General features: G+C 42.1%; 28 protein-coding genes. All 28 read right to left on the bottom strand.

Features of this window, described 5'->3' with window-relative positions:
* Positions 1-4: 4 nt before the first annotated feature.
* The 28 genes from NQ095_RS09690 to codY all read right to left on the bottom strand — a co-directional run bounded on the left by NQ095_RS09690 (position 5) and on the right by codY (position 23,464).
* Positions 5-1,084, bottom strand: a complete 1,080-nt coding sequence (locus NQ095_RS09690) for a protein-glutamate methylesterase/protein-glutamine glutaminase (RefSeq protein ID WP_258263270.1) — start codon at positions 1,082-1,084, stop codon at positions 5-7.
* A 9-nt stretch (positions 1,085-1,093) separates the two neighbouring features.
* On the bottom strand, positions 1,094-1,954 hold the full coding sequence (locus NQ095_RS09685; protein ID WP_258263269.1) for a MinD/ParA family protein: 861 nt from the start codon (positions 1,952-1,954) through the stop codon (positions 1,094-1,096).
* On the bottom strand, positions 1,935-3,104 hold the full coding sequence (gene flhF, locus NQ095_RS09680; RefSeq protein WP_258263268.1) for a flagellar biosynthesis GTPase FlhF: 1,170 nt from the start codon (positions 3,102-3,104) through the stop codon (positions 1,935-1,937). The genes NQ095_RS09685 and flhF overlap by 20 nt, the downstream gene beginning before the upstream one ends.
* Positions 3,101-5,137: a flagellar biosynthesis protein FlhA gene (gene flhA / locus NQ095_RS09675; RefSeq protein WP_258263267.1), complete on the bottom strand. Its 2,037-nt coding sequence runs from the start codon at positions 5,135-5,137 to the stop codon at positions 3,101-3,103. Before flhA ends, flhF begins: the two co-directional genes overlap by 4 nt.
* An 18-nt stretch (positions 5,138-5,155) precedes the next feature.
* Positions 5,156-6,238, bottom strand: coding sequence for a flagellar biosynthesis protein FlhB (gene flhB, locus NQ095_RS09670; RefSeq protein WP_258263266.1), 1,083 nt, complete (start codon positions 6,236-6,238; stop codon positions 5,156-5,158).
* A gap of 1 nt (position 6,239) precedes the next feature.
* Entirely contained in the window at positions 6,240-7,016 is a 777-nt protein-coding gene (fliR, locus tag NQ095_RS09665; protein ID WP_098440765.1) for a flagellar biosynthetic protein FliR, read from the bottom strand.
* Positions 7,017-7,020: 4 nt separating this feature from the next.
* On the bottom strand, positions 7,021-7,290 hold the full coding sequence (gene fliQ / locus NQ095_RS09660) for a flagellar biosynthesis protein FliQ (protein ID WP_034760208.1): 270 nt from the start codon (positions 7,288-7,290) through the stop codon (positions 7,021-7,023).
* Positions 7,291-7,304: 14 nt separating this feature from the next.
* Positions 7,305-7,970, bottom strand: coding sequence for a flagellar type III secretion system pore protein FliP (gene fliP / locus NQ095_RS09655; protein ID WP_060669713.1), 666 nt, complete (start codon positions 7,968-7,970; stop codon positions 7,305-7,307).
* Positions 7,963-8,601 (bottom strand): flagellar biosynthetic protein FliO, encoded by a 639-nt coding sequence (locus NQ095_RS09650; protein ID WP_258263265.1) that lies wholly within the window; start codon positions 8,599-8,601, stop codon positions 7,963-7,965. The genes fliP and NQ095_RS09650 overlap by 8 nt, the downstream gene beginning before the upstream one ends.
* Before the next feature lie 23 nt (positions 8,602-8,624).
* Positions 8,625-8,987 carry a response regulator gene (locus NQ095_RS09645; protein ID WP_258263264.1) on the bottom strand — a complete coding sequence of 121 codons (363 nt, stop codon included), beginning with the start codon at positions 8,985-8,987 and terminating at the stop codon, positions 8,625-8,627.
* Between the two features lie 38 nt (positions 8,988-9,025).
* The gene (gene fliY / locus NQ095_RS09640) at positions 9,026-10,183 is read right to left on the bottom strand and encodes a flagellar motor switch phosphatase FliY (protein WP_258263263.1); all 1,158 of its coding nucleotides are present in this window, start codon (positions 10,181-10,183) and stop codon (positions 9,026-9,028) included.
* Entirely contained in the window at positions 10,176-11,174 is a 999-nt protein-coding gene (gene fliM / locus NQ095_RS09635; protein ID WP_258263262.1) for a flagellar motor switch protein FliM, read from the bottom strand. The genes fliY and fliM overlap by 8 nt, the downstream gene beginning before the upstream one ends.
* A gap of 29 nt (positions 11,175-11,203) precedes the next feature.
* Entirely contained in the window at positions 11,204-11,614 is a 411-nt protein-coding gene (gene fliL / locus NQ095_RS09630) for a flagellar basal body-associated protein FliL (RefSeq protein WP_258263383.1), read from the bottom strand.
* Positions 11,615-11,625: 11 nt separating this feature from the next.
* Positions 11,626-11,841, bottom strand: coding sequence for a flagellar FlbD family protein (locus NQ095_RS09625; protein WP_258263261.1), 216 nt, complete (start codon positions 11,839-11,841; stop codon positions 11,626-11,628).
* 56 nt (positions 11,842-11,897) lie between these two features.
* A complete protein-coding gene (gene flgG, locus NQ095_RS09620; RefSeq protein ID WP_258263260.1) occupies positions 11,898-12,683 on the bottom strand; it encodes a flagellar basal body rod protein FlgG in 786 nt (261 codons plus the stop codon).
* A gap of 71 nt (positions 12,684-12,754) precedes the next feature.
* On the bottom strand, positions 12,755-13,144 hold the full coding sequence (locus NQ095_RS09615) for a TIGR02530 family flagellar biosynthesis protein (RefSeq protein WP_258263259.1): 390 nt from the start codon (positions 13,142-13,144) through the stop codon (positions 12,755-12,757).
* An 11-nt stretch (positions 13,145-13,155) separates the two neighbouring features.
* The gene (gene flgD, locus NQ095_RS09610; protein WP_258263258.1) at positions 13,156-13,788 is read right to left on the bottom strand and encodes a flagellar hook assembly protein FlgD; all 633 of its coding nucleotides are present in this window, start codon (positions 13,786-13,788) and stop codon (positions 13,156-13,158) included.
* A gap of 8 nt (positions 13,789-13,796) precedes the next feature.
* Positions 13,797-15,068, bottom strand: a complete 1,272-nt coding sequence (locus NQ095_RS09605; RefSeq protein WP_258263257.1) for a flagellar hook-length control protein FliK — start codon at positions 15,066-15,068, stop codon at positions 13,797-13,799.
* A gap of 31 nt (positions 15,069-15,099) precedes the next feature.
* The gene (locus tag NQ095_RS09600) at positions 15,100-15,690 is read right to left on the bottom strand and encodes a MotE family protein (protein WP_258263256.1); all 591 of its coding nucleotides are present in this window, start codon (positions 15,688-15,690) and stop codon (positions 15,100-15,102) included.
* 4 nt (positions 15,691-15,694) lie between these two features.
* Positions 15,695-16,141: a flagellar export protein FliJ gene (fliJ, locus tag NQ095_RS09595; RefSeq protein WP_258263255.1), complete on the bottom strand. Its 447-nt coding sequence runs from the start codon at positions 16,139-16,141 to the stop codon at positions 15,695-15,697.
* 5 nt (positions 16,142-16,146) lie between these two features.
* Positions 16,147-17,466, bottom strand: coding sequence for a flagellar protein export ATPase FliI (gene fliI / locus NQ095_RS09590; RefSeq protein ID WP_258263254.1), 1,320 nt, complete (start codon positions 17,464-17,466; stop codon positions 16,147-16,149).
* Positions 17,463-18,236, bottom strand: a complete 774-nt coding sequence (fliH, locus tag NQ095_RS09585; RefSeq protein ID WP_258263253.1) for a flagellar assembly protein FliH — start codon at positions 18,234-18,236, stop codon at positions 17,463-17,465. The genes fliI and fliH overlap by 4 nt, the downstream gene beginning before the upstream one ends.
* Positions 18,229-19,242: a flagellar motor switch protein FliG gene (fliG, locus tag NQ095_RS09580; RefSeq protein WP_060669737.1), complete on the bottom strand. Its 1,014-nt coding sequence runs from the start codon at positions 19,240-19,242 to the stop codon at positions 18,229-18,231. Before fliG ends, fliH begins: the two co-directional genes overlap by 8 nt.
* Positions 19,243-19,253: 11 nt before the next feature.
* The gene (fliF, locus tag NQ095_RS09575; protein ID WP_258263252.1) at positions 19,254-20,852 is read right to left on the bottom strand and encodes a flagellar basal-body MS-ring/collar protein FliF; all 1,599 of its coding nucleotides are present in this window, start codon (positions 20,850-20,852) and stop codon (positions 19,254-19,256) included.
* Positions 20,853-20,885: 33 nt separating this feature from the next.
* Positions 20,886-21,191 (bottom strand): flagellar hook-basal body complex protein FliE, encoded by a 306-nt coding sequence (gene fliE / locus NQ095_RS09570; RefSeq protein ID WP_258263251.1) that lies wholly within the window; start codon positions 21,189-21,191, stop codon positions 20,886-20,888.
* Positions 21,192-21,208: 17 nt separating this feature from the next.
* Entirely contained in the window at positions 21,209-21,670 is a 462-nt protein-coding gene (gene flgC, locus NQ095_RS09565) for a flagellar basal body rod protein FlgC (RefSeq protein ID WP_258263250.1), read from the bottom strand.
* Between the two features lie 2 nt (positions 21,671-21,672).
* Positions 21,673-22,062 carry a flagellar basal body rod protein FlgB gene (flgB, locus tag NQ095_RS09560; protein ID WP_258263382.1) on the bottom strand — a complete coding sequence of 130 codons (390 nt, stop codon included), beginning with the start codon at positions 22,060-22,062 and terminating at the stop codon, positions 21,673-21,675.
* A 622-nt stretch (positions 22,063-22,684) separates the two neighbouring features.
* Positions 22,685-23,464, bottom strand: coding sequence for a GTP-sensing pleiotropic transcriptional regulator CodY (gene codY, locus NQ095_RS09555; RefSeq protein WP_258263249.1), 780 nt, complete (start codon positions 23,462-23,464; stop codon positions 22,685-22,687).
* Between the last annotated feature and the right edge of the window lie 90 nt (positions 23,465-23,554).

Raw genomic sequence — 23,554 nt, 5'->3', positions numbered from 1 at the left:
CTCTCTACACCATGTATGTCATAATTGATCGAGGGATATCCCCGATATGTTCCACCCTGTCCACTAACCGTGTAGCGATAGCCGATTTTGGCATCCCGAACACAATACATGTCTCTCTTGATTCTGCGATAGCTTTCACTTCGCCTTGCTCTTTAAGCTTGATCAGTCCTTGTGAACCATCAGCACCCATTCCGGTCAAAATCACGGCAATTTTAGCATAATGTCGAAGCAGGCTAGCAGACTCGAACAATATATCAACCGAAGGTCTATGACCATTTCTCGGTTCCTCTTTCGAAAGTTCGATCGATAATTGTCCGCCAATTTCTACCACCCTTGTGTGGATACCACCCGGCGCAATATAGGCCGTTCCTTTTGCAAGAATTTCGCCGTCTTCTGCTTCTTTCACATTTATCGCGGCTTGACCATCCAACCGGTTGGCGAGTGATCTTGTAAATCCCGGGGGCATATGCTGAACGACGACGATTGGGGCATCCAGCTGACGGGGTAATTCTGTTAATACGTTTTGTAAGGCCCGGGGGCCACCCGTTGATGTTCCGATCAGGATCACCTTAGGAGATTTCACGCCCCATGTACGATCAATAGGCAATGGTTTTGCCACGTCTGAGCCGACTTCCGTGTCCTTGTCTTTTGCTGTATTCCTCTCTAACGTCCCGGTTATTTTCCTCACATTCACCTTGCTTGCCGCCACTACTTTTTCCACCATTTCACCTTGAATCTTATGAAGATCCAGAGATATGGTCCCTGATGGTTTAGAGACGAAATCAACAGCTCCAAGTTCCATGGCTTTAACCGTCTCATCCGCCCCTTCAATTGTCGTAGAAGAAAGCATGACGACAGGGACTGGGCACTCCTCCATAATCCGCCTTAGGGCATCTATCCCATTCATCTTTGGCATTTCCACATCAAGGGTTACGACATCTGGCTGAAGCCGTTTTATCTTGGCAATCGCGTCTTCACCATTCCGTGCAATCCCTATCACTTCTAGCTGTTTGGTGCTCGTTAAAAATTCACTGATAAGTTTTCTCATAAATGCTGAATCATCTACAACTAGAACCTTTTTCATTCAGGGCTTTTACCTCCCAAAAAACAATTTTCGAAATGTCTTTACAAACCCTGTCCCTTTACGATCCCTGGACTCCCTCTTACCTGTCAGGCGATGAACCATCGTATGCAGGCTCAGTGTCATGGCTGATGCAGGATAACCCACAACGATCGGCGTTTGGTGAATGACGGCCTTCCTGACAGCTGAATCCTCTGGAAGGACCCCCAGGGATACGATTTCCTTGTGAAGGAACTTCCTCACTGTTTCTTGTAATCTAGTAATGGTCTGAAGTCCTTCATTCTTGAATTCCGCCCGATTACATAAGAGATAGAAAGGTTTTTCCCCGTCCCTCAGGTAGATATATTTCATCATGGAATAGGCGTCTGTAATGGAGGTTGGTTCAGGAGTGGTGACAACAATGATTTCATCCATGGCGAGGAGAAACTCAAGCGTTTCCTTCGTAGCACCCGCCCCCATATCAAACAGAATATAATCATACTTATGGATGGCGTATTCCATTACTTCGAAAAAGCGTTCCATTTGCTTTTCTTTCCACTCCACTATATTTTTCAGGCCATTACCCCCACTTATGTAAGAGATACCATGAACATTTTCACATATAACGGTGGCGATATCTAGTTCTTTTTCCTCAATATAATCCATGATGGAGTATGAATGATGACTTCCAAGTAAGATATGAATGTTCCCCATGCCTATATCAAGATCAAATAATAGTACCTTCTTATTCTCTTTACCAAGCAGGATAGAGAGGTTTGTAGATATATTCGATTTACCTACCCCTCCCTTTCCACTAACGATTGCAATCGTTTTAGCAGCTTCAGAATCGGACATGAGCATTTTCCTTCTCAAGTTATATGCTTGATCTTTCATAGCTGAATCCTTTCATGAGCATACTTACGATTTCATCCTCTTTTACCTCGGTAATATCCTCAGGGACGTCCTGACCATTGGTTACGTAGGCTGCACCGATCTTCACTTCAGACATCATATTGATCATGGAGCCGTAACTAGATGTCTCGTCTGATTTAGTAAAGATAAAACGATCAATATCAATAGAGGAAAATTGTGAGATGACTTCCCGCATATCCCGCTCCTTACTTGTCAATGATAGCACCAGATAGGTTTCCATATGATGATCAAAATCGATGATCTTTTGCAAATCTTCTACATATTTTCTTTCCCTGAAATTACGACCAGCTGTATCAATGAATACATGATCGTAGTCCACGAACTTCTCGATTGCTTTTTTGAAGTCCTCCATTTTATAGACCACTTCAACGGGGACATTCAGGAGGCCCCCATACGTTTTCAATTGTTCAATCGCTGCGATGCGATATGTGTCCGTAGTGATAAAGGCGATTTTCATGCGTTTCTCTATCACTGCTTCAGCGGCCATTTTGGCTAATGTCGTCGTTTTCCCCACACCCGTAGGACCAATGACATTGATATATTTTTTGTTATAACTTATTCCACCAAAGGTGATTTCTTTTAAATGTTGGTGAAAAAAACGTTTCACTTCTTTATTGGCCCATTCATCCTTATTGTCGATTTGAACAGATTCACTTGTGATTTTCTCTTCCATCGCATTCCCCAATTGAAACAATGTGGAGTCACTCACGTCCTGTTTCTTAAGGTGAAGCAGAACTTCCTTTACATCGTCACTGAATTTCTCAAAATGATCCCTGGATTTCAGTGAAGAAATCATTTGCTTTAATTCCTTTAATTCTACTTCTACCAATCGATTGGAATCCTGCGCAGTCTTCTGTTCTTTTTCCAAGACGGGTTGAATGACCGATGTTGAAGCTTGCTTCGTTTTCACCCTGCTGATTTCCAGTCTTTCATTTTCAACCTCCGGGTCAATGGCGGCTATTACTTGAATCATTTTTTTCTTGAATAATCCGATAAATCCACCTGTGTAAGAAACTTTGGAATTTAAAATGACTGCATCTTCACCCAGTTCAGCCCTGACCTTCTTCATTGCTTCATTCATGGATGGAGCCGTGTACTTCTTTACTTTCATCCTACATTCACCACCCCTAAACTTTGTACTTCTACATTTGCCTCTAATTCGTTATAAGAAATGATTGGTACCTGTGGAAAATATCTTTCCGTTAACTGCCTTACATACATTCTCACAGCAGGAGAACAGAGAATGACGGGGGATTCTTCCATAAGGGAAAGCTGTTCCACTTGAGAGGCGACAGCTTCAAGTATGCCCTGCGAGTCATTGGGATCCATGGATAAATAGTTGCCATGTTCTGTTTGCTGAATGGCATCAGCAATCATTTTCTCCACCTTGCCGCTCATGGTGACCACCTTTAATGAAGTGTCCCCTTGAACATATTGATTCGTGATTTGCCTGGCGAGTGACTGTCTCACATATTCTGCTAACAGATCGGTATCCGAACTCATCTTCCCGTAATCGGCAAGTGTTTCGAAGATGATCGGTAAATTCCTGATGGATACATTTTCTTTTAATAGCTTGGAGAGTACCTTTTGCACTTCTCCTACAGCCAACGGATTCGGCGTCACTTCCTCAACAAGGATAGGGTAAGATTCCTGAAGATGATCAATGAGCTGCTTCGTTTCCTGCCTCCCCAGAAGTTCGTGTGCATTATTCTTTATCAACTCCGTGATGTGAGTTGAAACCACTGATGGAGGATCTACTACTGTGTATCCGAATATCTCTGCCTGCTCCTTCATGTCTTCTGATATCCATTTAGCGGGAAGGCCGAAAGACGGCTCGATCGTATCGATCCCTTCAATGGAGTCATCTTCTACCCCTGGACTCATCGCCAGATAGTGATCTAAGAGAAGTTCCCCACGGGCCATCTCATTTCCTTTGATTTTCAACCTGTATTCGTTCGGCTGAAGCTGAATATTATCCCGGATCCTGACCACAGGGATGACAAGGCCAAGCTCGATGGCCAATTGACGCCTGATCATCACGATCCTGTCAAGAAGGTCTCCCCCCTGGTTTGTATCTGCAAGTGGAATCAATCCGTAGCCGAACTCAAATTCTATCGGATCGACATTAAGAAGGTTTACGACGCTTTCAGGACTCTTCATTTCGTCCTGCTCCACTTCTTCCTCCAATTCCATCATGTCCGTTTCACTCTCTTTAGGCGACCTTGACAACATATAACCACCGATCCCTAGTAGGGCCGCTACCGGGATCGTCAAAATATCGTTGATTGGGGTGGCTATGCCTAGCATGAAAATGGTGAACCCGGATACATAAAGCATGACAGGATAAGCCAGAAGCTGATTCATGATATCCTGCCCCAGATTCCCTTCAGATGCAGCCCTCGTCACTACGATACCTGTTGCGGTCGATATTAATAGAGCCGGGATTTGACTTACGATTCCGTCACCGACTGTCAGAAGCGAGTAACGGGTTGCTGCCTCTGCAATAGGAAGCCCCTGCTGAGTCATTCCGATGATGATCCCAAATATCAGGTTGATCATGACAATGACGATCCCTGCGATGGCATCACCCTTTACGAATTTGGATGCTCCGTCCATCGCTCCATAGAAATCCGCTTCTCTTCCTACTTTTTCACGACGGTTTCTTGCATCGTGCTCAGAGATCATCCCGGCATTTAAATCAGCATCGATACTCATCTGTTTCCCGGGCATGGCATCGAGTGTAAACCGTGCTGCAACCTCTGATACACGTTCAGAACCTTTCGTGATGACAATGAATTGTATGACGATCAATATGATGAATACAACAAGTCCAACAAGGATATTCCCACCTACAACGAATGTTCCAAAGGTTTCCACAACGTCCCCCGCTTCACCCTTACTAAGGATCGATCTCGTTGTGGAAACATTTAGACCCAATCTGAAAAGCGTCAATAATAATAATAGGGAAGGAAATATAGAAAACTGTAACGGTTCATTCATATTCATGGAGATTAGGAGGACAAGTAATGCAAGTGAAATATTCATGATGATCAATAAACTCAATAACCAGGATGGGAATGGGATAATAAGCATGGCAACGATTAATATGACACTGGCTAATACGGATAAATCTCTTGCTGACATTGTTTCTCTCCTAACTGCTTACATCTGGTTTTTGATTCGGTAAACATAAGCTAAAATTTCTGCTATTGCCTTGAAAAATTCTTCAGGTACGGCATCGCCGATTTCTGCCGATTCATAGAGCGAACGGGCAAGCGGCCGGTTCTCAACCATGACGACGTCATTTTCACCTGCGATATATTTAATTTTCTGTGCCAGGTAATCAACGCCCTTTGCCACGATATATGGGGCATCCATTTTATCCTCATCATATTTAAGGGCAATGGCAAAGTGAGTGGGATTGGTGATCACTACATCTGCCTCGGGTACTTCCTGCATCATGCGCCGCATGGCCATCTCCCGCTGTCTTTGCTTAATTTTAGACTTGATGAGCGGGTCACCTTCAACGTTTTTATGTTCGTCTTTCAAGTCCTGTTTCGACATCCGTATGTTCTTCTCAAAATCATATCTCTGATAAAGAAAATCAAAAAGAGATAAGAATAATAACGCAAGCGATGCTGCAATTCCCATTTGAATCGTCAGACTTGCCATGGTTGTCAGTGAATCTCCCACCGATTTAAAGGACAGACTCAACACCCGGTCGATGTTCATCCATAGAATGACAAACGTAATGGCGCCTACAAATGAAATTTTCAGGATGGATTTTAATAATTCGACGATGGCACGAAGGGAAAAAATCCGTTTAAACCCTTTAATGGGATCGATTTTCTCCAATTTAGGTTGTAAAGGCTCTGTCGTGAACATCACACCAACTTGTATATAATTCGAGATTAAGCCGGCAACAAGTGCGACGAGCATGATCGGACCAAGCAGCAGGGCAATCTCTTTCATCAGGTCCATGGTGATGACTTGAACGGTGTTTTCAGTAAGATCCATGAGCATGTATTCCTGAAACGTTTGATGAAACAAATCAAACACGATGTCCCCTATATAGGAAGCACTGAAGGTCAGAAATAAAAAGACAGCCAGAAGAATGATGGCCGTATTGACATCCTGACTTTTCGCTGTTTGACCTTTTTTTCTGGCGTCATCCCTTTTTTTGGGGGTTGCTTTCTCTGTCTTTTCCCCACTGAAATACTGTAGGTCTAATGATAGCCACTGCAATTTATGTGCCTCCAATAATTTTCATTAAATCCCTCATGGTCACAAACATCATTTCAAACAATTTCTGCATGACCGTAAATGTGACCCCCATGACTATAAATAATACGATGAAGGCTACTCCGATTTTTATGGGAAACCCAACCACAAAGATATTTAACTGGGGTACAGTCCTCGCTACGATGCCTAATGCCACATCCACAAGGAAAAGAGTCGCGACGACAGGAATAGACATCTGAAAAGCGATGATGAACATGGAATTAAAAGAAGTAATGACATAATCGATTAAGTTCTCATTTCCAAAGGGAATCCAAGGAGAATCAATTGGAATCAATTGATAACTGTAAAAAATTCCATCGAGCAGTAAATGATGACCATTAAGGGCGAGCAATAACAATAGGGCGAATGTGTATAAATATTGTCCCGTCAAAGGGCTTTGGGCTCCGGTTTGAGGGTCAATTACGTTCGCAATGGCAAACCCCATTTGAAAATCAATGAAGCCCCCCGCTATTTGAATAGCTGTTACGATCATGTAAGCAACAAAACCGATCAAAAGACCGATCATGGCTTCTTTCATGATCAAAAGGAAGTATTGTCCATTGATTTCAAATGCCTTTGAGTCGATCGTATAGTACATGACCCATGATAGTACCACTGAAAAGGCGATTCGATGCTGTGCAGGAATATTTCGATATGAAAATAGAGGCATTGTGACAAAAAATGCCGAAACCCTCACAAAAACGAGTAGATATACCGATAGTATAGGTACTAGCTCTTCCATTCTCCTACCCTACGAACCTTGTTAAATCTGAAAAAATCTGAGAAGTATATGTCACAAGCTTCGTTAACATCCAAGGCCCAAAGAAAACGATGCCAATCAGCACGGCAACAATTTTCGGAATGAATGCAAGTGTCTGTTCTTGAATTTGGGTTGTCGCTTGAAAAATACTGACAATCAACCCGACAACCAGGGCCAGTAGCAGCAATGGGCCTGATACGACGAGAGTAACGTAGATACCCCTCTCTGCTATGGCAATTACGGATTCAGCATTCATTGAAACTCACCTACTTAAAAGCTTTGTAAAAGAGATTTTATTACTAAGTACCAGCCATCCACTAAAACAAATAGTAATATTTTGAACGGCAATGAAATCATGACAGGTGGCAGCATCATCATACCCATCGACATTAAGACACTGGCTACGACCATATCGATGACCAAAAATGGGATAAAAATCATAAAACCTATCTGAAAAGCCGTCTTGATTTCACTCAATGCGAATGCCGGCACTAAGGATGTAAGAGGAATATCTTTCACTGATTCGGGACGTTCAGCTCCTGAATATTCCAGGAACAATTCCAAATCCTTTTGTCTCGTCTGCTTACTCATAAATTCCTTAAAAGGAATCGAAGCCTTCGTGTATGCTTCTTCCAGATTGATCTCTTCATTAAAAAGAGGTGTCAACGCTTCATCATTCACCTCTTGAAAAGTAGGAGCCATAATAAAGAAAGTAAGAAATAAAGAAAGTCCGATCAATACCTGATTCGGCGGCATTTGCTGAGTGGCAAGGGACGTACGGACGAAGGACAGGACGATCATGATCCGGGTAAAGGATGTCATTAATATCAGAATACTGGGTGCAAGTGATAAGACGGTAAATAGTAACAGCAGCTTTACACTTGTCGACACATCATCTGCTGAACTACTATTGAAAAACTCCATGAATTCATTCATCTGACTGTTTCCCCTTATTCTTTAACTCCTCGAGCATCTTTTTTCTTCCCTTGTTCATTTCCTCAAGCTGTGATTTCAACTGAGCTTGAAATGAACTGTCCGTCTTATTCGGCGAAGACCCTTTGACTCTGTTCATCAAGTTCGAAACAGCAGATTTAGCATCGGGATATTGTGATTCTTCATAATAAGAAAGAATCTCTTCTTTTTCTTTTTCATCCCTTACCTCTTTCAAAAGCTGAATATCTTCCCCCACACCCAAGACCAGTACCTGCTTGCCTACCTTTACTATTTGGACAGAACGGTTTCCCCCAAGTGGGGTCCCGCCTAAATGATTGATTAATTTGGTTTGTTGAAACGATCTTCCTTTTTGATTAATGAACTTTAATAAAAAATATATGAGTGCCACTACAAAGATAAGGGCAACGATCATCTTAACGTAATCTACAAACGTAACGGATGTGCCTAGTCCTGATTCAGAACCTTCCACTCCATCCGTTTGCTGCCCCTTGCATGTATCTGGGTGCTCTATGCAGTCTTTCACATTGTTCACTTCAGCAAATGCTGTAATATCCCCGGCAATTGCCGTGAAGATGAAAAGCAATATTGCAAATAGTATTTGAAACTTTTTCAATCCATGCACCTTCTTATTAACTGTTAGCTTAACGCTTTTTGGATCGCTTCGATTACACGATCGGACTGGAACGGTTTTACGATAAAATCCTTCGCACCTGCTTGGATCGCATCGATGACCATGGCTTGTTGGCCCATGGCTGAACACATAATGATTTTCGCACCTGCATCAATTGATTTGATTTCCTTTAAGGCAGCGATACCATCTTTTTCAGGCATGGTAATATCCATCGTCACTAGGTCGGGTTTTAACTCTTTATATTTATCCACAGCCTGACTTCCATCCGCGGCTTCCCCTACTACGTCAAAACCATTTTTCGTTAAAATATCTTTAATCATCATTCTCATAAAGGCTGCATCATCTACAATTAGAATCTTATTCGCCATTACCCTCATCCTCCATCATTTCATATATAAATTTTCCATTATTTTAGTTTTTTAATTCGATCACTCTGACTCACAATGTCGGTGATCCTGACACCGAAATTCTCATCGATGACAACGACTTCCCCCTTGGCCATCAGCTGGCTGTTTACAAGGATATCGACCGGTTCCCCGGCTAGCTTATCAAGTTCGATGATCGAACCTGATGATAACTCCAGGATGTCTCTTACTGATCGATTGGTTCTCCCGAGCTCCACCGTTACCTGAAGCGGAATATCCAATAGCATATTTAAGTTTTTACTTTCCTGTTGTCCAAGTGCAGCAGGCTCGAAGTTACTGAATGTAGCCGGTTGTACATGCACGGGTTCAGTCTGTCCGCTTTGTCCCCCAAGATGCTGAGGGTGGGACTGGTGAGACGTGTGTGTACTTTCCGCGATACCGCTATATGCCGGTTCAGGATCGACTTTCGGTGCTTCCATACTCGGAGCGGACGCTGCCGCCACTTCCTCCGTAGCACTACCATTCATTAATTCGTCTACTAAACTCCTCGCAAAGGATAACGGCAGGAGCTGCATAATATTGGAATCTATCAGATCTCCTATTTTCAAAGAAAACGACACCTTCACAAGAAGATCTTGATCTGGCAGGTTTTCTTCTCCTTCCCCTTTGGGAATGTACATGAGGTCAATGGATGGAGGTGAAATATCCACTTTCTTACTGAATACAGTCGACATCGATGTAGCAGCTGAACCCATCATCTGATTCATCGCCTCCTGTACAGCGCTGAGCTGAATTTCGCCGAGATCTCCGGAGGGATTTCTTCCATCGCCACCTAGCATCAAGTCGGCAATGATGGACGCATCCGATTGTTTGATCACGAGCAAATTCACACCGGAGAACCCTTCGGTATATTGTACCTGAATGGCTACATAAGGATGAGGAAATTCCTCTTCTAAATAGTTCTTATTGATGATGGTTACTTTAGGAGTCGTAATTTCCACCTTCTGATTTAATAAGGTGGAAAGCGCTGTTGCTGAACTTCCAAACGAAATGTTCCCGATTTCACCTAAAGCATCTTCTTCTATGGAGCTGATGTAATCACTCATCTTAATCTCTTTGCGGTCCGCACTTTCTTCTTCAGGTTCCGCCGAACCACGAAGTAACGCATCTATTTCATCTTGCGATAACATATCACTCATCTTCGTCGTCTCCCCCTTTCAACGAATCTAAAATTTGCACTGCCATTTTTTTATTTGATTTACCAGGCTGTGCAGTGAATTTAGGAATCTCACCTATTTTAATAGTTAAAGGATCATCGATTCGGGTATTCATTTCAATGACATCACCAATCGATAGCATAAGGAATTCCTCGATGGTGATGTCTGATTGTCCTAATTCAGCCACGATCGGAACTTGTGCCCTCTTGATTCTTCTTTCAAGCTGGGCGGTTTCTTCAGGGTTGCTTTCTTTCCGCTTTGATTCCATCCAATAACTGCCGGATAATTTCGGAAGGATCGGTTCCAATACAACGTGGGGAATGCAAATATTGATCATTCCACTGGTCTCACCAATCGTTGTATTCAAGGAAATGACCACTACGGTTTCATTGGGAGAGACCATTTGCAGAAACTGTGGATTCACTTCAAATTCAGCAAACATCGGATCAACGTCCACCACTGTGCTCCAGGCTTCCCTGAGATTTTCAAACGCCTTTTCGAATAATTGACTCATGATCCTCGTTTCAATTTCCGTCAGACTCTCCACTTTATTGACACTTATTCCTCTGCCCCCCATGACTCGATCCATCATTGAATAAGCGATATTCGGGTTGATTTCCATGAGGATCCTTCCATCGAGTGGCGGAAGTTCATATACGTTCAAAATCGTCATTTTCGGTACGGAGCGGATAAATTCCTCATAAGGAATCTGATCTGCAGAAGCTACATTAATTTGAACGTAAGTCCTTAGTTGGGCAGAGAAATAGGTCGTTAAAATCCTTGCGAAATTCTCATGTATCCTCGTTAAGCTTCTGATCTGGTCTTTTGAAAAGCGCAGGGCTCTTTTAAAATCATATACTTTGACTTTCTTCTCTTCTTCTTCTTTTTTGAAATCATCCGCACTCATCTCCCCGGTATTGAGGGCTGATAAAAGAGCATCAATTTCACTTTGAGACAATATTTCACTAGCCATCCCTTCACCTCCAAACCTTCCAGGCTTATTTATTGAATCATCATAGAGGTGATATAAACTTTTTCTACCGCGCCTTCCTGCATAAGGGAGTTCACTTTGTCTTTAACCTTTGTCTCGACCAATTCTTTCCCTTTTTTTCCTTGCAGTTCTTCTGCTTTCAATTCTGAAAGCTCTTCTATGATGATATTATTCACTTGAAAATCCCTTTTCGCTAATTCTTCCTTTGCTTTCTTACTATCCGTTTGAATTTTAAATGAGATACGAATAAAGTCGTTACTCAATAAATTCGTGGTCATTTCAGGTATGTCCACCGAGTTTTCAATCACTTCTTCAATGGAGGGATCTTTTGCTTCTTCATCCCCGGAAAACTTCAGCAATACGACCAGTGCTATGACACCAACGAGTGTAATGGTCGCCAATGAAATCAACATGATGGTCATCGTTTTACTCTTCAATTTGTACTACCTCCCTCCTGGGACAGATGAAGCAGATTCACTTTTTGAAAAAAGGTAAGTGAGCAGGAATTGACCTCATCCACTGTTTCTTTCACAACATACCGTCTACCATTTGTTAATAGAATGGTAGTATCGGGAAATGCTTCGACTGTTTCTATGTATAGGGCATTCAGTGTAAACGATTTACCATTCAGTCTGGTCAATGTAATCATTTGATATGGGGACTGACTAAATCTGTTCAGCCAGTCCCTTCCTCCCTTTCAAGGAATTAACGTTTCAAGTTTACAAGTTCTTGCAGGATTTCATCTGATGTTGTGATGATCCGTGTATTTGCCTGGAATCCACGCTGAGCTACAATCATTTCTGTAAACTCCTCTGAAAGGTCGACATTGGACATTTCCAAGAACCCGGATTCTATGGTGCCAATCCCTGTACTACCTGGAAGATCAATGGTGGGAGTCCCGGAATTTGTTGTTTCCCTAAAGTAATTACCACCAGCCTTTTCTAGACCACCGTCATTTGGGAACTTCGCTAATGTCAGTTGACCGGCAGATTGAAGATCGCCGTCTTTATCAATATAATTAACCGTACCATCTTGACCAATGTTCATACTTTTAGCATCTGTTGGTATATTGATTTTAGGTTTTAGGAAAAGTCCATCACCTGTAACCAAATCCCCATTATTATCCATATAAAAATTCCCAGCCCTGGTATAGAAAGTTTCCGTGCCTGCTTTATCAGTTGCTTGAAAGAACCCAGAACCAGAAACCGCTAAATCCAGTACTCTTCCCGTTGCCTGCAAACTTCCGGTTGTATGAATGGTGTCGATTGTAGATATTTGTGAGCCCAATCCAACTTGCCTAGGATTAACTCCTCCTCTTGTATCACCAGAAGCACTCGCGCCTGAGATATTTTGATTTATCATGTCTTTAAATACAACCCTGCCTTTTTTAAAACCGTACGTATTGACATTGGCAATATTATTACCGATAACATCTAATTTGGTCTGAAAGTTTTTCATTCCACTTATACCTGAATACATTGAACGTAGCATGAATGTTTTCCCCTTTCGTATGTGCTGCTTCAGTCGTTCCGCAGCATATAGGCTTCCTTTTCAGGTCCGGCCTATGAATCGATTAATATGGTTCCATTAATGTTGGTGAATATTTGAGAATTTGCCTCTTCACGGTCGAGTGCGGTGATTACCGTCTGGTTCTTCGCACTGACTATCAATGCTGCATCTTTCAGTATTACCAGTGAGTCCTGTACACCTTTATTCTTCGCTTCTTTCACTTTCTCCCCTATCTTCTCCCACGTTTCCGAAGGGATCGAGATTCCTCTTTGTTCCATCCTTGCTTTTGCGTGTTTGCTGATTTGCATAGGAGGGACATCTTGAATGGCCTTATCCAATTGCGTTGCAAATGATGTCGAAGAGCGGGTAGATCGATTAACTGCTTTACTTTGAAAATTAGGCGTGATAGGTTGCGGTGAGCGGTGAAAGAACGTTTTTTCCATAATACCACTCCCTAGGATTCAATTTTTAACAATGCATTACTGGAGACTTTTTCACCTGATTCTGTATGAACCCATATTTGGGAATCCTTTTTCGAAACAGATTGAACCACTCCGCTCAGTTCTCCATCCTCCCCACTCCATGTCACCTTCTTGCCAATTAACATAGATGCACTTACGAGAGATGAATCCCCGCTTCCTGAAGTATTCACTTGAGAAATGTTCCCCGGAGTCAAGATCGTTCCATCTTCCATGATGAATTCAACAGAGTCCCCTTTAAAGCGGACACCCTTGACGAGTCCTTGTCCTTCTTGAATTTCAGGTTCTTCATCTGATTCGGATTCAATAATCTTATGCCAGGTCACTTCTTTCCCCACAAATTGATTATAGGAAATCAATTGTGTCTGACTTTGATTATCCACGAATTTCTCCATCGTCTGGGTAAGATTGGTCATTTGCTCCAGTGAGGAAAATGTCGCCATCTGTGCGATGAAATCCTTGTCCTGCATGGGATTCATCGGGTCTTGATTTTGCAATTGGGTCATCAGGATTTTAAGGAAATCATCTTTCCCTAAGATATCCCCCCCTGTTTCACGTTGCTTTGTCTGAAGGGTGGAATATAGTAAGCTCTGATCTATTTTCGTCATGTCATCACCTATATTTCAGTATTTACGAGATAATCTTTGAAGGATTGAATCTCTTCTTCATTTGTCGATTCAGCCTGATCGGATTGTTGCTGTTTGTGCTGATGGGACTCCTGCTCGGAATGTCCTTTATACTGGCGCTCAGTATCCGTGAATGCCTGTGAGATTTCGATCTTCTCAACATTCAGATTCTGGGCACTGAAAGCATGTTTCAATCCATGAATCTGTGAATCCAGCATTTCTTTAGCACTGGTGGTAGAAGCCAGGATCTTCGCAGTCATGACGCCATTTTGCTGTAATAATTCAATTCTTAAAGAACCCAATTGTTCTGGATACAGTTTAATTAGCAACTTACTCATATTTGGTTGGGACAGCATATTCGATTTACCAAGGATGTTCTGAAATTCTTTAACAAATTGTTCGTATTGAAGGGAACGGCTTGTTTGTGGCAAATTCATTGAAAAAGTTTCAGCCTTAGGCAGAACAAAGTGAAGATTGGTTCCTTGAACCTGTTGAATGCCTTTCTTTTCTGCAGCAGATGCATTCATATCAGGATTTTTTTCAAGAGATTCTTCAGGTAGTCGCCGTGTATAGGCTTCTCTCAGAATTTTCGACCAATCACCTGACGAATGCTCAAGTTTCGGTAAGATACCCTCTATCCCGGTTTTGATATTCTTCACCATATCTTTCAGCTCTACTGCTTTAGACGCATCAGTGACATGCATATCACGGTTACGGGCAAACAGTTCCATTACTTTTGCTAATTTGACGGTGCCTTCAATTTCTCCTTGGCTATTTAATTCTTTCAATGAATTTTCAACAGATGACTTTGTTCCCTTGATATCCTGTGAAAGGGCGGACTGTAATAATTGAAGTATACCAAGCAGATCTTCATAAACATCCTCGACCTTATCCGGATCGACATGTGACCCCGTTCCAAACATAACAGACTTCAATTCAGAAAAGAGTGTTGTGATTCCTTCTGTGCTAATCCCCAAAATAGCTGCAATCTGATTAACATCAAGTTCTTTCACTTTTGATAATTGATCCAACTGCCCTTGTGTGAGGCCGAGATCCTCCAGTTTACCAGTTGTAAGAATAGCTTCCAGATTCATGAGAAAAGACTGGGCATTTTCTGCCTTAACTTCTTTCAATTCACTGCTTTGGTTGGCGACGAACCCCAGAAGGTGCTTTGAAAAGCCAATTCCTTTTTTCGGAAGGTCCGCTTCCTTATTCATATGTGATGCAGGGTTGACCCTTTGTGTAGCGATTCCGATTTCCATTCATTCACCTCCTTTAAAGAAACAAAACAGATCATTCCTCTGCTGATAGAAGACTTGTATATCTTGCAGCATCCTCCGGAGGCATCTTTTCTAAAATGTCTGCCAGCGTATCTGGTTTAATGTTTGAAAGAATCTTCATCGCCTCTTCATCTTCCATTTTCATGAGAACCGGAGCGGCGCTTTTCGAAGACATCGCTTCAAAGGTATTGACTACCTCCTTAAATGCCCGCTTGTTGTCTTCACCGATCTGTCGGAGTTCATTCATATCTTCATTCTGCTGCTGGATGGTTGCCTGAAGCTGCTCATTGTCACTGGCTTTTTTATCTATTTCACTTTGTAGCTGGGTTATTTTAGCTTCTTGATTTTCAATCGAAGCGTTTAATGAAATAATTCTCTCTTGTAATTGTTTTCTGTCCTCTCCATCATCTGAAGGGATGACCTTTGCCAAAAAAGGAATTTCCGAGCCTAGTGACTGTGCCTTTTCAAATATATTGATTCCTGCAAACGTCATGATGACCAAAGCGAAGGTGATAGCAAACAAGAGAGGAATGACGATGATGAAAATGAATCTTTGGAAGCGGTTGTGTGAATCTTTTTTTTCCTCTTCGACTGCCTTTGCCATGAAATCACCTAACTCCCCGTTTCAAATATTGGACAACCGACACTTCGTCTAATTGCTTATTTTCCATTGATTGGATGTCCTGAAGAAACCTCTCAAAATCTTTTTCTTTCATCTTTTCGTATTTTTTCACTTCCACATTCATATCCACCAGTTTTTCTTCATACCAATTCATCCGATTCCTCGCTTGGATCACCAGATCCTGATAATAAGAGATGGTCTTTTCAAGATTGGTGATGAACTGTTGATGATGACGGATATCCTGGACAGATAAGCCCCCCTGTAATTTATTCACCTGATGGAGCTCCAGGGTTTCTTTCTTTTTCAAAAATTCATATAGCTTACCTGCAACTGTTTCAAACTTTTCAATGGAACCCTTATACATCTCCTGGACTTCATCTTTTTCTTTTTCTTTCAAGGTTAAAATTCGTTGGAATTTATATTGATAATTCATTCGGATCATCCACCTTTTTCAGATAGCTTTATAAGCTCATCAACACTCGAGGGTAGTGAAATCTGCTCGTATACACCCTGCTTCAGGAAGGAAATGATTCCCGGATAATAGTTGATGGCTTCATCCACTTCACGGGAAGTTCCTTTTTTGTATGCTCCTATTTGAATCAAATCTTCTGAATTCATATAGGTACTCAATAACTCTCTTATTCTAGTGGCAGCTTGTAAATGTTCTTTAGAGGCAAGGTGATTCATTAACCGGCTGACACTCTTCAGAATATTAATGGCAGGATATTGGCCGCGATTCGAAATCTGACGGTCGAGTACGATATGACCGTCGAGTATCCCCCTCACTGTATCCGAAATAGGTTCATTCAAGTCATCACCATCTACGAGAACGGTATAAAACGCCGTAATACTCCCATTGAGGTTTGTTCCTGTTCTCTCGAGTAGCTTCGGTAAAATAGCGAATACGGAAGGAGTATAGCCTTTGGTTGTAGGCGGTTCTCCAACCGCCAACCCGATTTCCCTCTGTGCCATGGCTACCCTGGTGGCAGAGTCCATCATCAGCATGACGTTCATACCTTTATCACGGAAGTATTCCGCAATCGCAGTTGCCGTAAAGGCGCCTTTAATTCTCATGAGGGCAGGCTGGTCGGATGTGGCAGCCACTACAATTGTTTTCTGCAACCCTTCTTCACCTAAATCTCTTTCAATGAATTCTCTTACTTCCCTACCGCGTTCCCCTACCAATGCGATGACATTTAAATCAGCTTTCGTATTTCTGGCGATCATACCAAGTAATGTGCTTTTTCCCACACCACTTCCGGCAAAGATTCCTACCCTTTGCCCTTTACCGACGGTCAGCATGCTATCGATGGCTTTTACGCCAACTTCCATTTTTTCATCAATGGGAGGTCTTGATAATGGATTGGGTGGTTCCTGTTCTGTGTAGGCAGTGCTTAATCCCGAAGGTAATTGGCTTCCATCAAGGGGATGGCCAAGGGAATCTATCACTTTCCCTATTAACGATGGCCCGATTTTGATTTCTAATGGTTTTGCCGTTGCTTCCACTAAACTGCCTGGTGAGATATCCTGCATGTTGGTATATGGCATAAGGATCACCAAATCATCATTAAAGCCGACGACCTCTGCTTGTATCACTTTCTGTTTGCCACGGGAAAGAATATGGATATGACACACTTCACCTACAGAGCTTTCAGGACCTTGGGACTCGATCATCAGCCCGACTACCCGTTTCACTTTCCCGAACTTCTTAAATGTGGGGATATGGGAGATCTGAGAGATAAGATCTGCTGCTTTCATCGCACATCACCTTCAAGAAGATGGTGGAGCTTCAGCTTCAATTCTTTCAATTGAGAATCCACACTGACAATGACCCGTCCTTGATTTGTTTCAATAAAGCATTCCTCAGGGAGAAGATCATCGTTTGCATAGATGAAACATTGAATATCAGTGGGAAACATGACTTCGAGTTCAGACTTGTTCTCAGCAAGGAGCTTATGTCTCGTTGGATGCACATGAATTTGGATGTGAGGTAAATCCCTCACTTCCTTGAGTCCCCGTTCCACGATGGAAAGGAATAAATCCGGTTCATCCTTCAATTTTTGATTTATGATTTTCCCGGCACATGCTATCCCAAGATTGATGATGACTTTCTCTGCCCTTTGGATGTAACCCTCATACTGTTCCCTGTTGTTCTCTGTTATCTCGTTTGCTTCATGCAGTTTGTTCTCATATTCCTGGTAGCCTTTCTTTCTGCCTTCTTCCTCTCCTTGCAGGAATCCGGTATCATATGCTTCTTTCATAAGCTGCTCCCGCTCTGTTATCCATCTTTCTTTGTCAAGTAACAACCGTTCTTCTTCGCGACGAATCTCCTCACTTGCTTCCCGGGTGATTCGTTCTGCTTCAATGGTCGCCTGCTCTATGATTCGTTCCCTTCGAATCGATGCATTCCCTATTAACCTATTTTCCTCCGGGGATGCGTCGTCCATCTGATTCACTCTCTTAAGAGATATTACTTTCCGGTTGTCTTCAATGGATTGAGCTACGGTAGACTTTATGATCCTAGACAATAATATCGTCTCCTCCACCACGGGCAATGATGATTTCACCTGAATCCTCTAACCTTCTTATGACTGCTACAATCCGAGATTGTGCTTCTTCAACATCCCGCAATCGGACGGGCCCCATGAATTCCATTTCTTCTTTAAGGGTCTCAACCATCCGGTTCGACATATTCCTGAATACCACTTCTTTCACTTCATCACTTGACACTTTAAGTGAGAGAAGCAGATCTTCATTATCACAATCCCTGATCACACGCTGGATGGAACGGCCATCAAGCGTTACAATATCTTCAAACACAAACATCCTCTTTTTGATTTCTTCTGCTAATTCAGGATCTTGAATCTCCAGGGCATCAAGGATGGTTTTCTCTGTCGAACGATCTACCCCGTTCAACACTTCCACTACCGCTTCCACCCCTCCGGTTTGAGTATAATCCTGTGTCACGGTCGCTGAAAGCTTCCTTTCAAGGATCGCTTCCACTTCACTGATCACTTCAGGAGAGGTACCATCCATTACGGCAATCCTTCTCGCGATATCTGCCTGGACTTCCTGTGGAAGCTCTGAAAGGATCTGACCTGCTTGTTGAGGATCAAGATAAGATAGAATCAATGCAATGGTTTGTGGATGTTCATTCTGAATGAAGTTCAGAATTTGAGCTGCATCCGCTCTCCGTGCAAAGTCAAAGGGTTTGACCTGTAAGGAAGAGGTTAAACGGTTAATGATCGCTAAAGCCTGCTCAGAGCCAAGTGCCTTCTCCAAGACAGTCTTCGCATAGCCGATTCCACCCTGAGAGATATAGTCCTGTGCAATGGCAATTTGATGAAATTCCTCTAAGATGTCTTCCTTAGCTTCCGTTTCTACCTTCTTCACTCCGGAAATCTCCAATGTTAATTTCTCGATATCTTCTTCAGACAAATGTTTGTAAACGGATGCTGATACATCAGGACCAAGAGAGATCAGGAGGATAGCTGCCTTTTGTTTACCTGTTAAACCTTTCTCTCTTCTAACCATGTTCATTCCTCCTAATCCTCTGCTAACCAGGTGCGTAACAGTTTCGCAAATTCTTCCGGTTTTTCTTTAGCCATTTTTTCCAGCTGCTTGCGGCGAATCGAACCCTCTGTCTCTTCTTTAGGTTCAATATCCGGGATCTGGACCGGTTCTCTTGTTTCTTCATATGTCATTTCATCAATCGATTCTTTCTTCCTTGAACGTAATAAGAAAAATACTAAAAGAAGAATCACTACAAGGAGTATGCCCCCTACAACATATGTCCACCAAGGCAGGACAGGCTTCTCTTCAGATGCAACATCCACTTTCCCATTGAAAGGCTGAACCGAGACGACTACCTTTTCTGCAATCGCGTCATCCGTGAGTTCAGGGTTCGCTTCCTTATCGATGGACGTCCGTACGATTGTGGATAATACTTGGCGTATATCATCGACCCTGTCCTGGGGTAATGACGTTTCCTTTTCGGGATCAGGCGGTTCCACCATGACCTGTATCCCAAGATCCCTAATCTTGTAAGGACTTTCTACAATCTCTTTTTTTATCCGGTTGACTTCATTATTAATCGTTTCTTCCATGCGTTCATAATCACCATTCGATTCTGAACTGGAGCCGTATGTAACACCGCTGTTTGTCGGCTCGTTGGCATCGCCGGCACCTGGTGTCCCTCCTGGAGCAGCACCTTCACCCGAGAACGTTTCGGTAATCCGCTTAGCACTGACTGCGATTCCTTCCATATTTTCTTCATCGACAGGTGTCACGAGGTTTTCTTCGCGGTTTTCCTGGGTAAAGTCAATATCAGTTGTCACGGAAACCACTACTTTATTAAATCCGATCAGCGTACCGAGCATGTTTTGTACCTGACGTTGAATATCACGCTCGACTTCTTTCTTTACATTCATTTGCTGGGCAAAATTTCCGCTTCCCGTGGAATTATTTTGAGATTCTAAATCAAAATACTCAAAATATTGATTCATGATGGCGATATTCTCAGTAGGAAGGTCTGGAACACTTTTCGAAACGAGATGATAAAGTGATTTAATTTGCTTTTGATCAAATGTGAAACCCGGCTTCGTATCCAGGACAATGGAGGCAGATGCGTTTTGCACATCATCATTTAAGAAAATCTGCTTTTCAGGAAGATTGATCATGACTTTTGCATCCTGGATGCCGTCTATGCCTTTCATCAAATTGGCCAATTCTGTTTGCATTGCGTCCAGTTTCATGACATTGAACTCATTATCGGTCATGCCGAATCCGGCATTTTGACTGAAGAAAGAATAGTCGATACTCCCAGAGTTAGGTATCCCCTCTGCAGCCAGTTCAACTTTCAGTGTATCCACCTGTTCTTTAGGGACCATGATAGTCGACCCACTATCGGTAATTTCTGAAGGGATTCCTCTGCCATCCAGATTCTCTTTGATGGTTCCCGTTTCAGAAGGTGATAAATTACTATACAGGGGTTCGAGAGTCGTCCGCGTTGAAAAATAACTAACTGCACTGATCAGGATGACGGCAATCAGAAAGATGGCTCCCATGCTGATTTTTTGTTTCTTTGTTCTACTAGTCCAATAAGACTTTATTTGCTCTGTATATTTCTTAAACGATTCATTCATTACAATCCTCCGGTACTCGACTGCATGAGCCTACTACATTGGCATTCTCATTATCTCTTGATATGCTTCCACTACTTTGTTACGGACTTCCATTGTCGTTTGCAGGGTAATGCTCGCCTTTTGTGAAGCGATCATGACCTGATGGAGATCAACGTTCTCCCCCCGGACAAGTTTTTCCGTTAATTGATCTGACTGCACTTGCATCTTATTTACTTCGTCGATGGACTTTTTAAGTAATTGACTGAAGTTTTCCGTTGCATCTGAAGGAGAACTACTTTTTTTAGCAAATGACGGACTTATATCAGCCGGAGTTACCGAACTTATATTGTGTAAGGCCATAGAGCTACACCCTTTCTTTATTTACCGATTTCTAATGACTTCATTAGCATTGCTTTATTTGCATTAAATACTGTCACATTTGCTTCATAGGAGCGTGTAGCTGAAATGAGGTCTACCATCTCCCGCAGGGGATCTACATTGGGCAGGCGTACATATCCATCATCATTTGCATCGGGGTGCTCAGGGTCATACACCATTTTAAATGGTGTTTCATCGTCCTCTTCAATCCGAGAAACTTTCACTCCACTTCCTATTGAGTGGTTACCCCTTGTATTCATCGCCTGGTTTAAAAAAGAAGAAAACTGATCTTCCTTTGGCGCCATCACAACTGACTTGCGTTGATAAGGCTGCCATTCACCATTCACCATTTTGCCTCTCGTTGTATCCACGTTGGCCATGTTGGACGAAATGACGTCCATCCTCAACCGTTGGGCCGTTAATGCAGAAGCCGTCGTATTCATACCTGTAAATAATCCCATACTCACTTGCCACCCCTTATAACAGATTGCAGACTGTTAAACTTTCCATTTATACGGTCTGACAGGGCATTAAAATAAATTTGATTGGTTGCCATCTCCGACATTTCCTGATCCAGATCCACACCATTTCCATTATGATTGTACTGAAAAGAGGATTTTGTCTTTACGGCAGGGTGTTGGCTATCTGATTGAAAGGTAAAATGACGTTGATTCGTCCTTTTCGCTTCCAGTTGCTGAGTGGACTGATCCAATAACGACTTAAACTCTACTTTTTTCGCTTTATAATTCGGTGTATCGACATTCGCAATATTTTGAGAAATCACTTTCTGATTTAACGAGGCATAGTTCAGCCCGTTTTCAAGTGTTGAGAAGGTGTTGGAAAAAAGTTTCACTTTAGGCACCTCTATCCGTTTTTTTGACATGTTTCAACTATTTTTGACATATTTATCATACAACAGTATTTATTGTAATGTTTAGCATGATTAGTGTCTATGAATATTCCGTAAATTTTATAGAAAGATGGCGATATTCATCAAATTCGTGACTTTTCATCTACTTTTAAACCTTATATTCCCATGGATATTTTTTGGAAGTTTAGAAGGTTTTTTTCTTATTTTATTACATGAATATTACAAGAAGATAGAAAGTAAGAAGCAGGGTACCATCCATATCCGTGATTGACCGGTCCATTTTGAGAAATTTTTTCGCATTATACATAAGAAAACTCCACCTAAGATCAGGTGAACCCTTTTATCACTATATTTATCCCTCAGCTCGGAAGGATGTCGAATTTGGTCGTAACATTGTTGTAACTTTATTGTACTATCAACATCATAGATGACAATACTAAAAGAACAATTACCGATAGTCCATTCGACTTATTTTCCCTAAACAATCAGACATTTCCCTATAATCAACTCATATAAGCTGGGAAAGCTATCGCATTTGCATGTTTTGATTTCATTTTTGCACAAAAAAAAGCTGTTTCCCTCTCGGGGAAACAGCTTTCTCATATTAGTTTGTACGTAATTTATCTAATTCAACCAAGAATTTATTATTTAATACCTTGATGTAAGTACCTTTCATTCCTAGAGAACGAGATTCAATCACTCCTGCGCTTTCAAGCTTACGAAGGGCGTTGACGATAACTGAGCGCGTAATTCCGACTCTATCGGCAATTTTAGAAGCAACCAGAAGTCCTTCATTTCCATTTAGCTCTTCAAAGATGTGTTCAATGGCCTCTAACTCACTGTATGATAATGAGCTGATTGCCATTTGGACGACAGCCTTGCTTCTCGCTTCCACTTCGATTTCTTCGGCTTTTTCACGAAGGATCTCCATCCCTACTACCGTTGCACCATATTCAGCAAGAATCAGATCATCATCTTCAAAGCTTGCTTCAAGTCTTGCAAGGATTAATGTTCCCAATCTTTCCCCCCCACCGATGATAGGGACGATGGTCGTTAAACCATTCTTGAAGAACTCTCTATTTTCAACAGGGAAAGCCGTATATTGGCTATTCACATCCAGGTTGGGAGACGTTTCTTGTACATTGAATAAATTTTGAGTATATTCCTCAGGGAATTGACGGTCAGCAAGCATTTGCTTCATCCGCTCATTTTCAATTTGTTGATTGATGGCATAGCCAAGTAGTTTCCCACGACGGCTAACCACGAACACATTCGCTTCAATCACCTGACTTAACGTTTCTGACATTTCCTTAAAGTTCACCGGTTTCCCAGCTGCTTTTTGCAGCATGGCATTGATCGTTCTTGTTTTACCTAATAAATTCATTACGTTTCCTCCTACTACAACTAAAGTGTATCTATTATTTAATTTTATATAATCCTTAATCCATCTACCTATACCCTATAAAGGGTAAGG

It is taken from the genome of Rossellomorea sp. SC111 (assembly GCF_024733565.1).
GTDB lineage: Bacteria > Bacillota > Bacilli > Bacillales > Bacillaceae_B > Rossellomorea.
The sequence above is the reverse complement of the archived record's forward strand: the minus strand, read 5'-3'. Positions and strand labels throughout refer to the sequence as shown.

Coding starts and splice junctions, on each gene's coding strand:
- NQ095_RS09690 (WP_258263270.1), bottom strand. CDS start 1,084: ATGAAAAAGGTTCTAGTTGTAGATGATTCAGCATTTATGAGAAAACTT.
- NQ095_RS09685 (WP_258263269.1), bottom strand. CDS start 1,954: ATGAAAGATCAAGCATATAACTTGAGAAGGAAAATGCTCATGTCCGAT.
- flhF (WP_258263268.1), bottom strand. CDS start 3,104: ATGAAAGTAAAGAAGTACACGGCTCCATCCATGAATGAAGCAATGAAG.
- flhA (WP_258263267.1), bottom strand. CDS start 5,137: ATGTCAGCAAGAGATTTATCCGTATTAGCCAGTGTCATATTAATCGTT.
- fliR (WP_098440765.1), bottom strand. CDS start 7,016: ATGGAAGAGCTAGTACCTATACTATCGGTATATCTACTCGTTTTTGTG.
- fliQ (WP_034760208.1), bottom strand. CDS start 7,290: ATGAATGCTGAATCCGTAATTGCCATAGCAGAGAGGGGTATCTACGTT.
- fliP (WP_060669713.1), bottom strand. CDS start 7,970: ATGAATGAATTCATGGAGTTTTTCAATAGTAGTTCAGCAGATGATGTG.
- NQ095_RS09645 (WP_258263264.1), bottom strand. CDS start 8,987: ATGGCGAATAAGATTCTAATTGTAGATGATGCAGCCTTTATGAGAATG.
- fliY (WP_258263263.1), bottom strand. CDS start 10,183: ATGAGTGATATGTTATCGCAAGATGAAATAGATGCGTTACTTCGTGGT.
- fliM (WP_258263262.1), bottom strand. CDS start 11,174: ATGGCTAGTGAAATATTGTCTCAAAGTGAAATTGATGCTCTTTTATCA.
- fliL (WP_258263383.1), bottom strand. CDS start 11,614: ATGACCATCATGTTGATTTCATTGGCGACCATTACACTCGTTGGTGTC.
- NQ095_RS09625 (WP_258263261.1), bottom strand. CDS start 11,841: ATGATTACATTGACCAGACTGAATGGTAAATCGTTTACACTGAATGCC.
- flgG (WP_258263260.1), bottom strand. CDS start 12,683: ATGCTACGTTCAATGTATTCAGGTATAAGTGGAATGAAAAACTTTCAG.
- NQ095_RS09615 (WP_258263259.1), bottom strand. CDS start 13,144: ATGGAAAAAACGTTCTTTCACCGCTCACCGCAACCTATCACGCCTAAT.
- flgD (WP_258263258.1), bottom strand. CDS start 13,788: ATGACGAAAATAGATCAGAGCTTACTATATTCCACCCTTCAGACAAAG.
- NQ095_RS09605 (WP_258263257.1), bottom strand. CDS start 15,068: ATGGAAATCGGAATCGCTACACAAAGGGTCAACCCTGCATCACATATG.
- NQ095_RS09600 (WP_258263256.1), bottom strand. CDS start 15,690: ATGGCAAAGGCAGTCGAAGAGGAAAAAAAAGATTCACACAACCGCTTC.
- fliJ (WP_258263255.1), bottom strand. CDS start 16,141: ATGAATTATCAATATAAATTCCAACGAATTTTAACCTTGAAAGAAAAA.
- fliI (WP_258263254.1), bottom strand. CDS start 17,466: ATGAAAGCAGCAGATCTTATCTCTCAGATCTCCCATATCCCCACATTT.
- fliG (WP_060669737.1), bottom strand. CDS start 19,242: ATGGTTAGAAGAGAGAAAGGTTTAACAGGTAAACAAAAGGCAGCTATC.
- fliF (WP_258263252.1), bottom strand. CDS start 20,852: ATGAATGAATCGTTTAAGAAATATACAGAGCAAATAAAGTCTTATTGG.
- fliE (WP_258263251.1), bottom strand. CDS start 21,191: ATGGCCTTACACAATATAAGTTCGGTAACTCCGGCTGATATAAGTCCG.
- flgC (WP_258263250.1), bottom strand. CDS start 21,670: ATGGGATTATTTACAGGTATGAATACGACGGCTTCTGCATTAACGGCC.
- codY (WP_258263249.1), bottom strand. CDS start 23,464: ATGAATTTATTAGGTAAAACAAGAACGATCAATGCCATGCTGCAAAAA.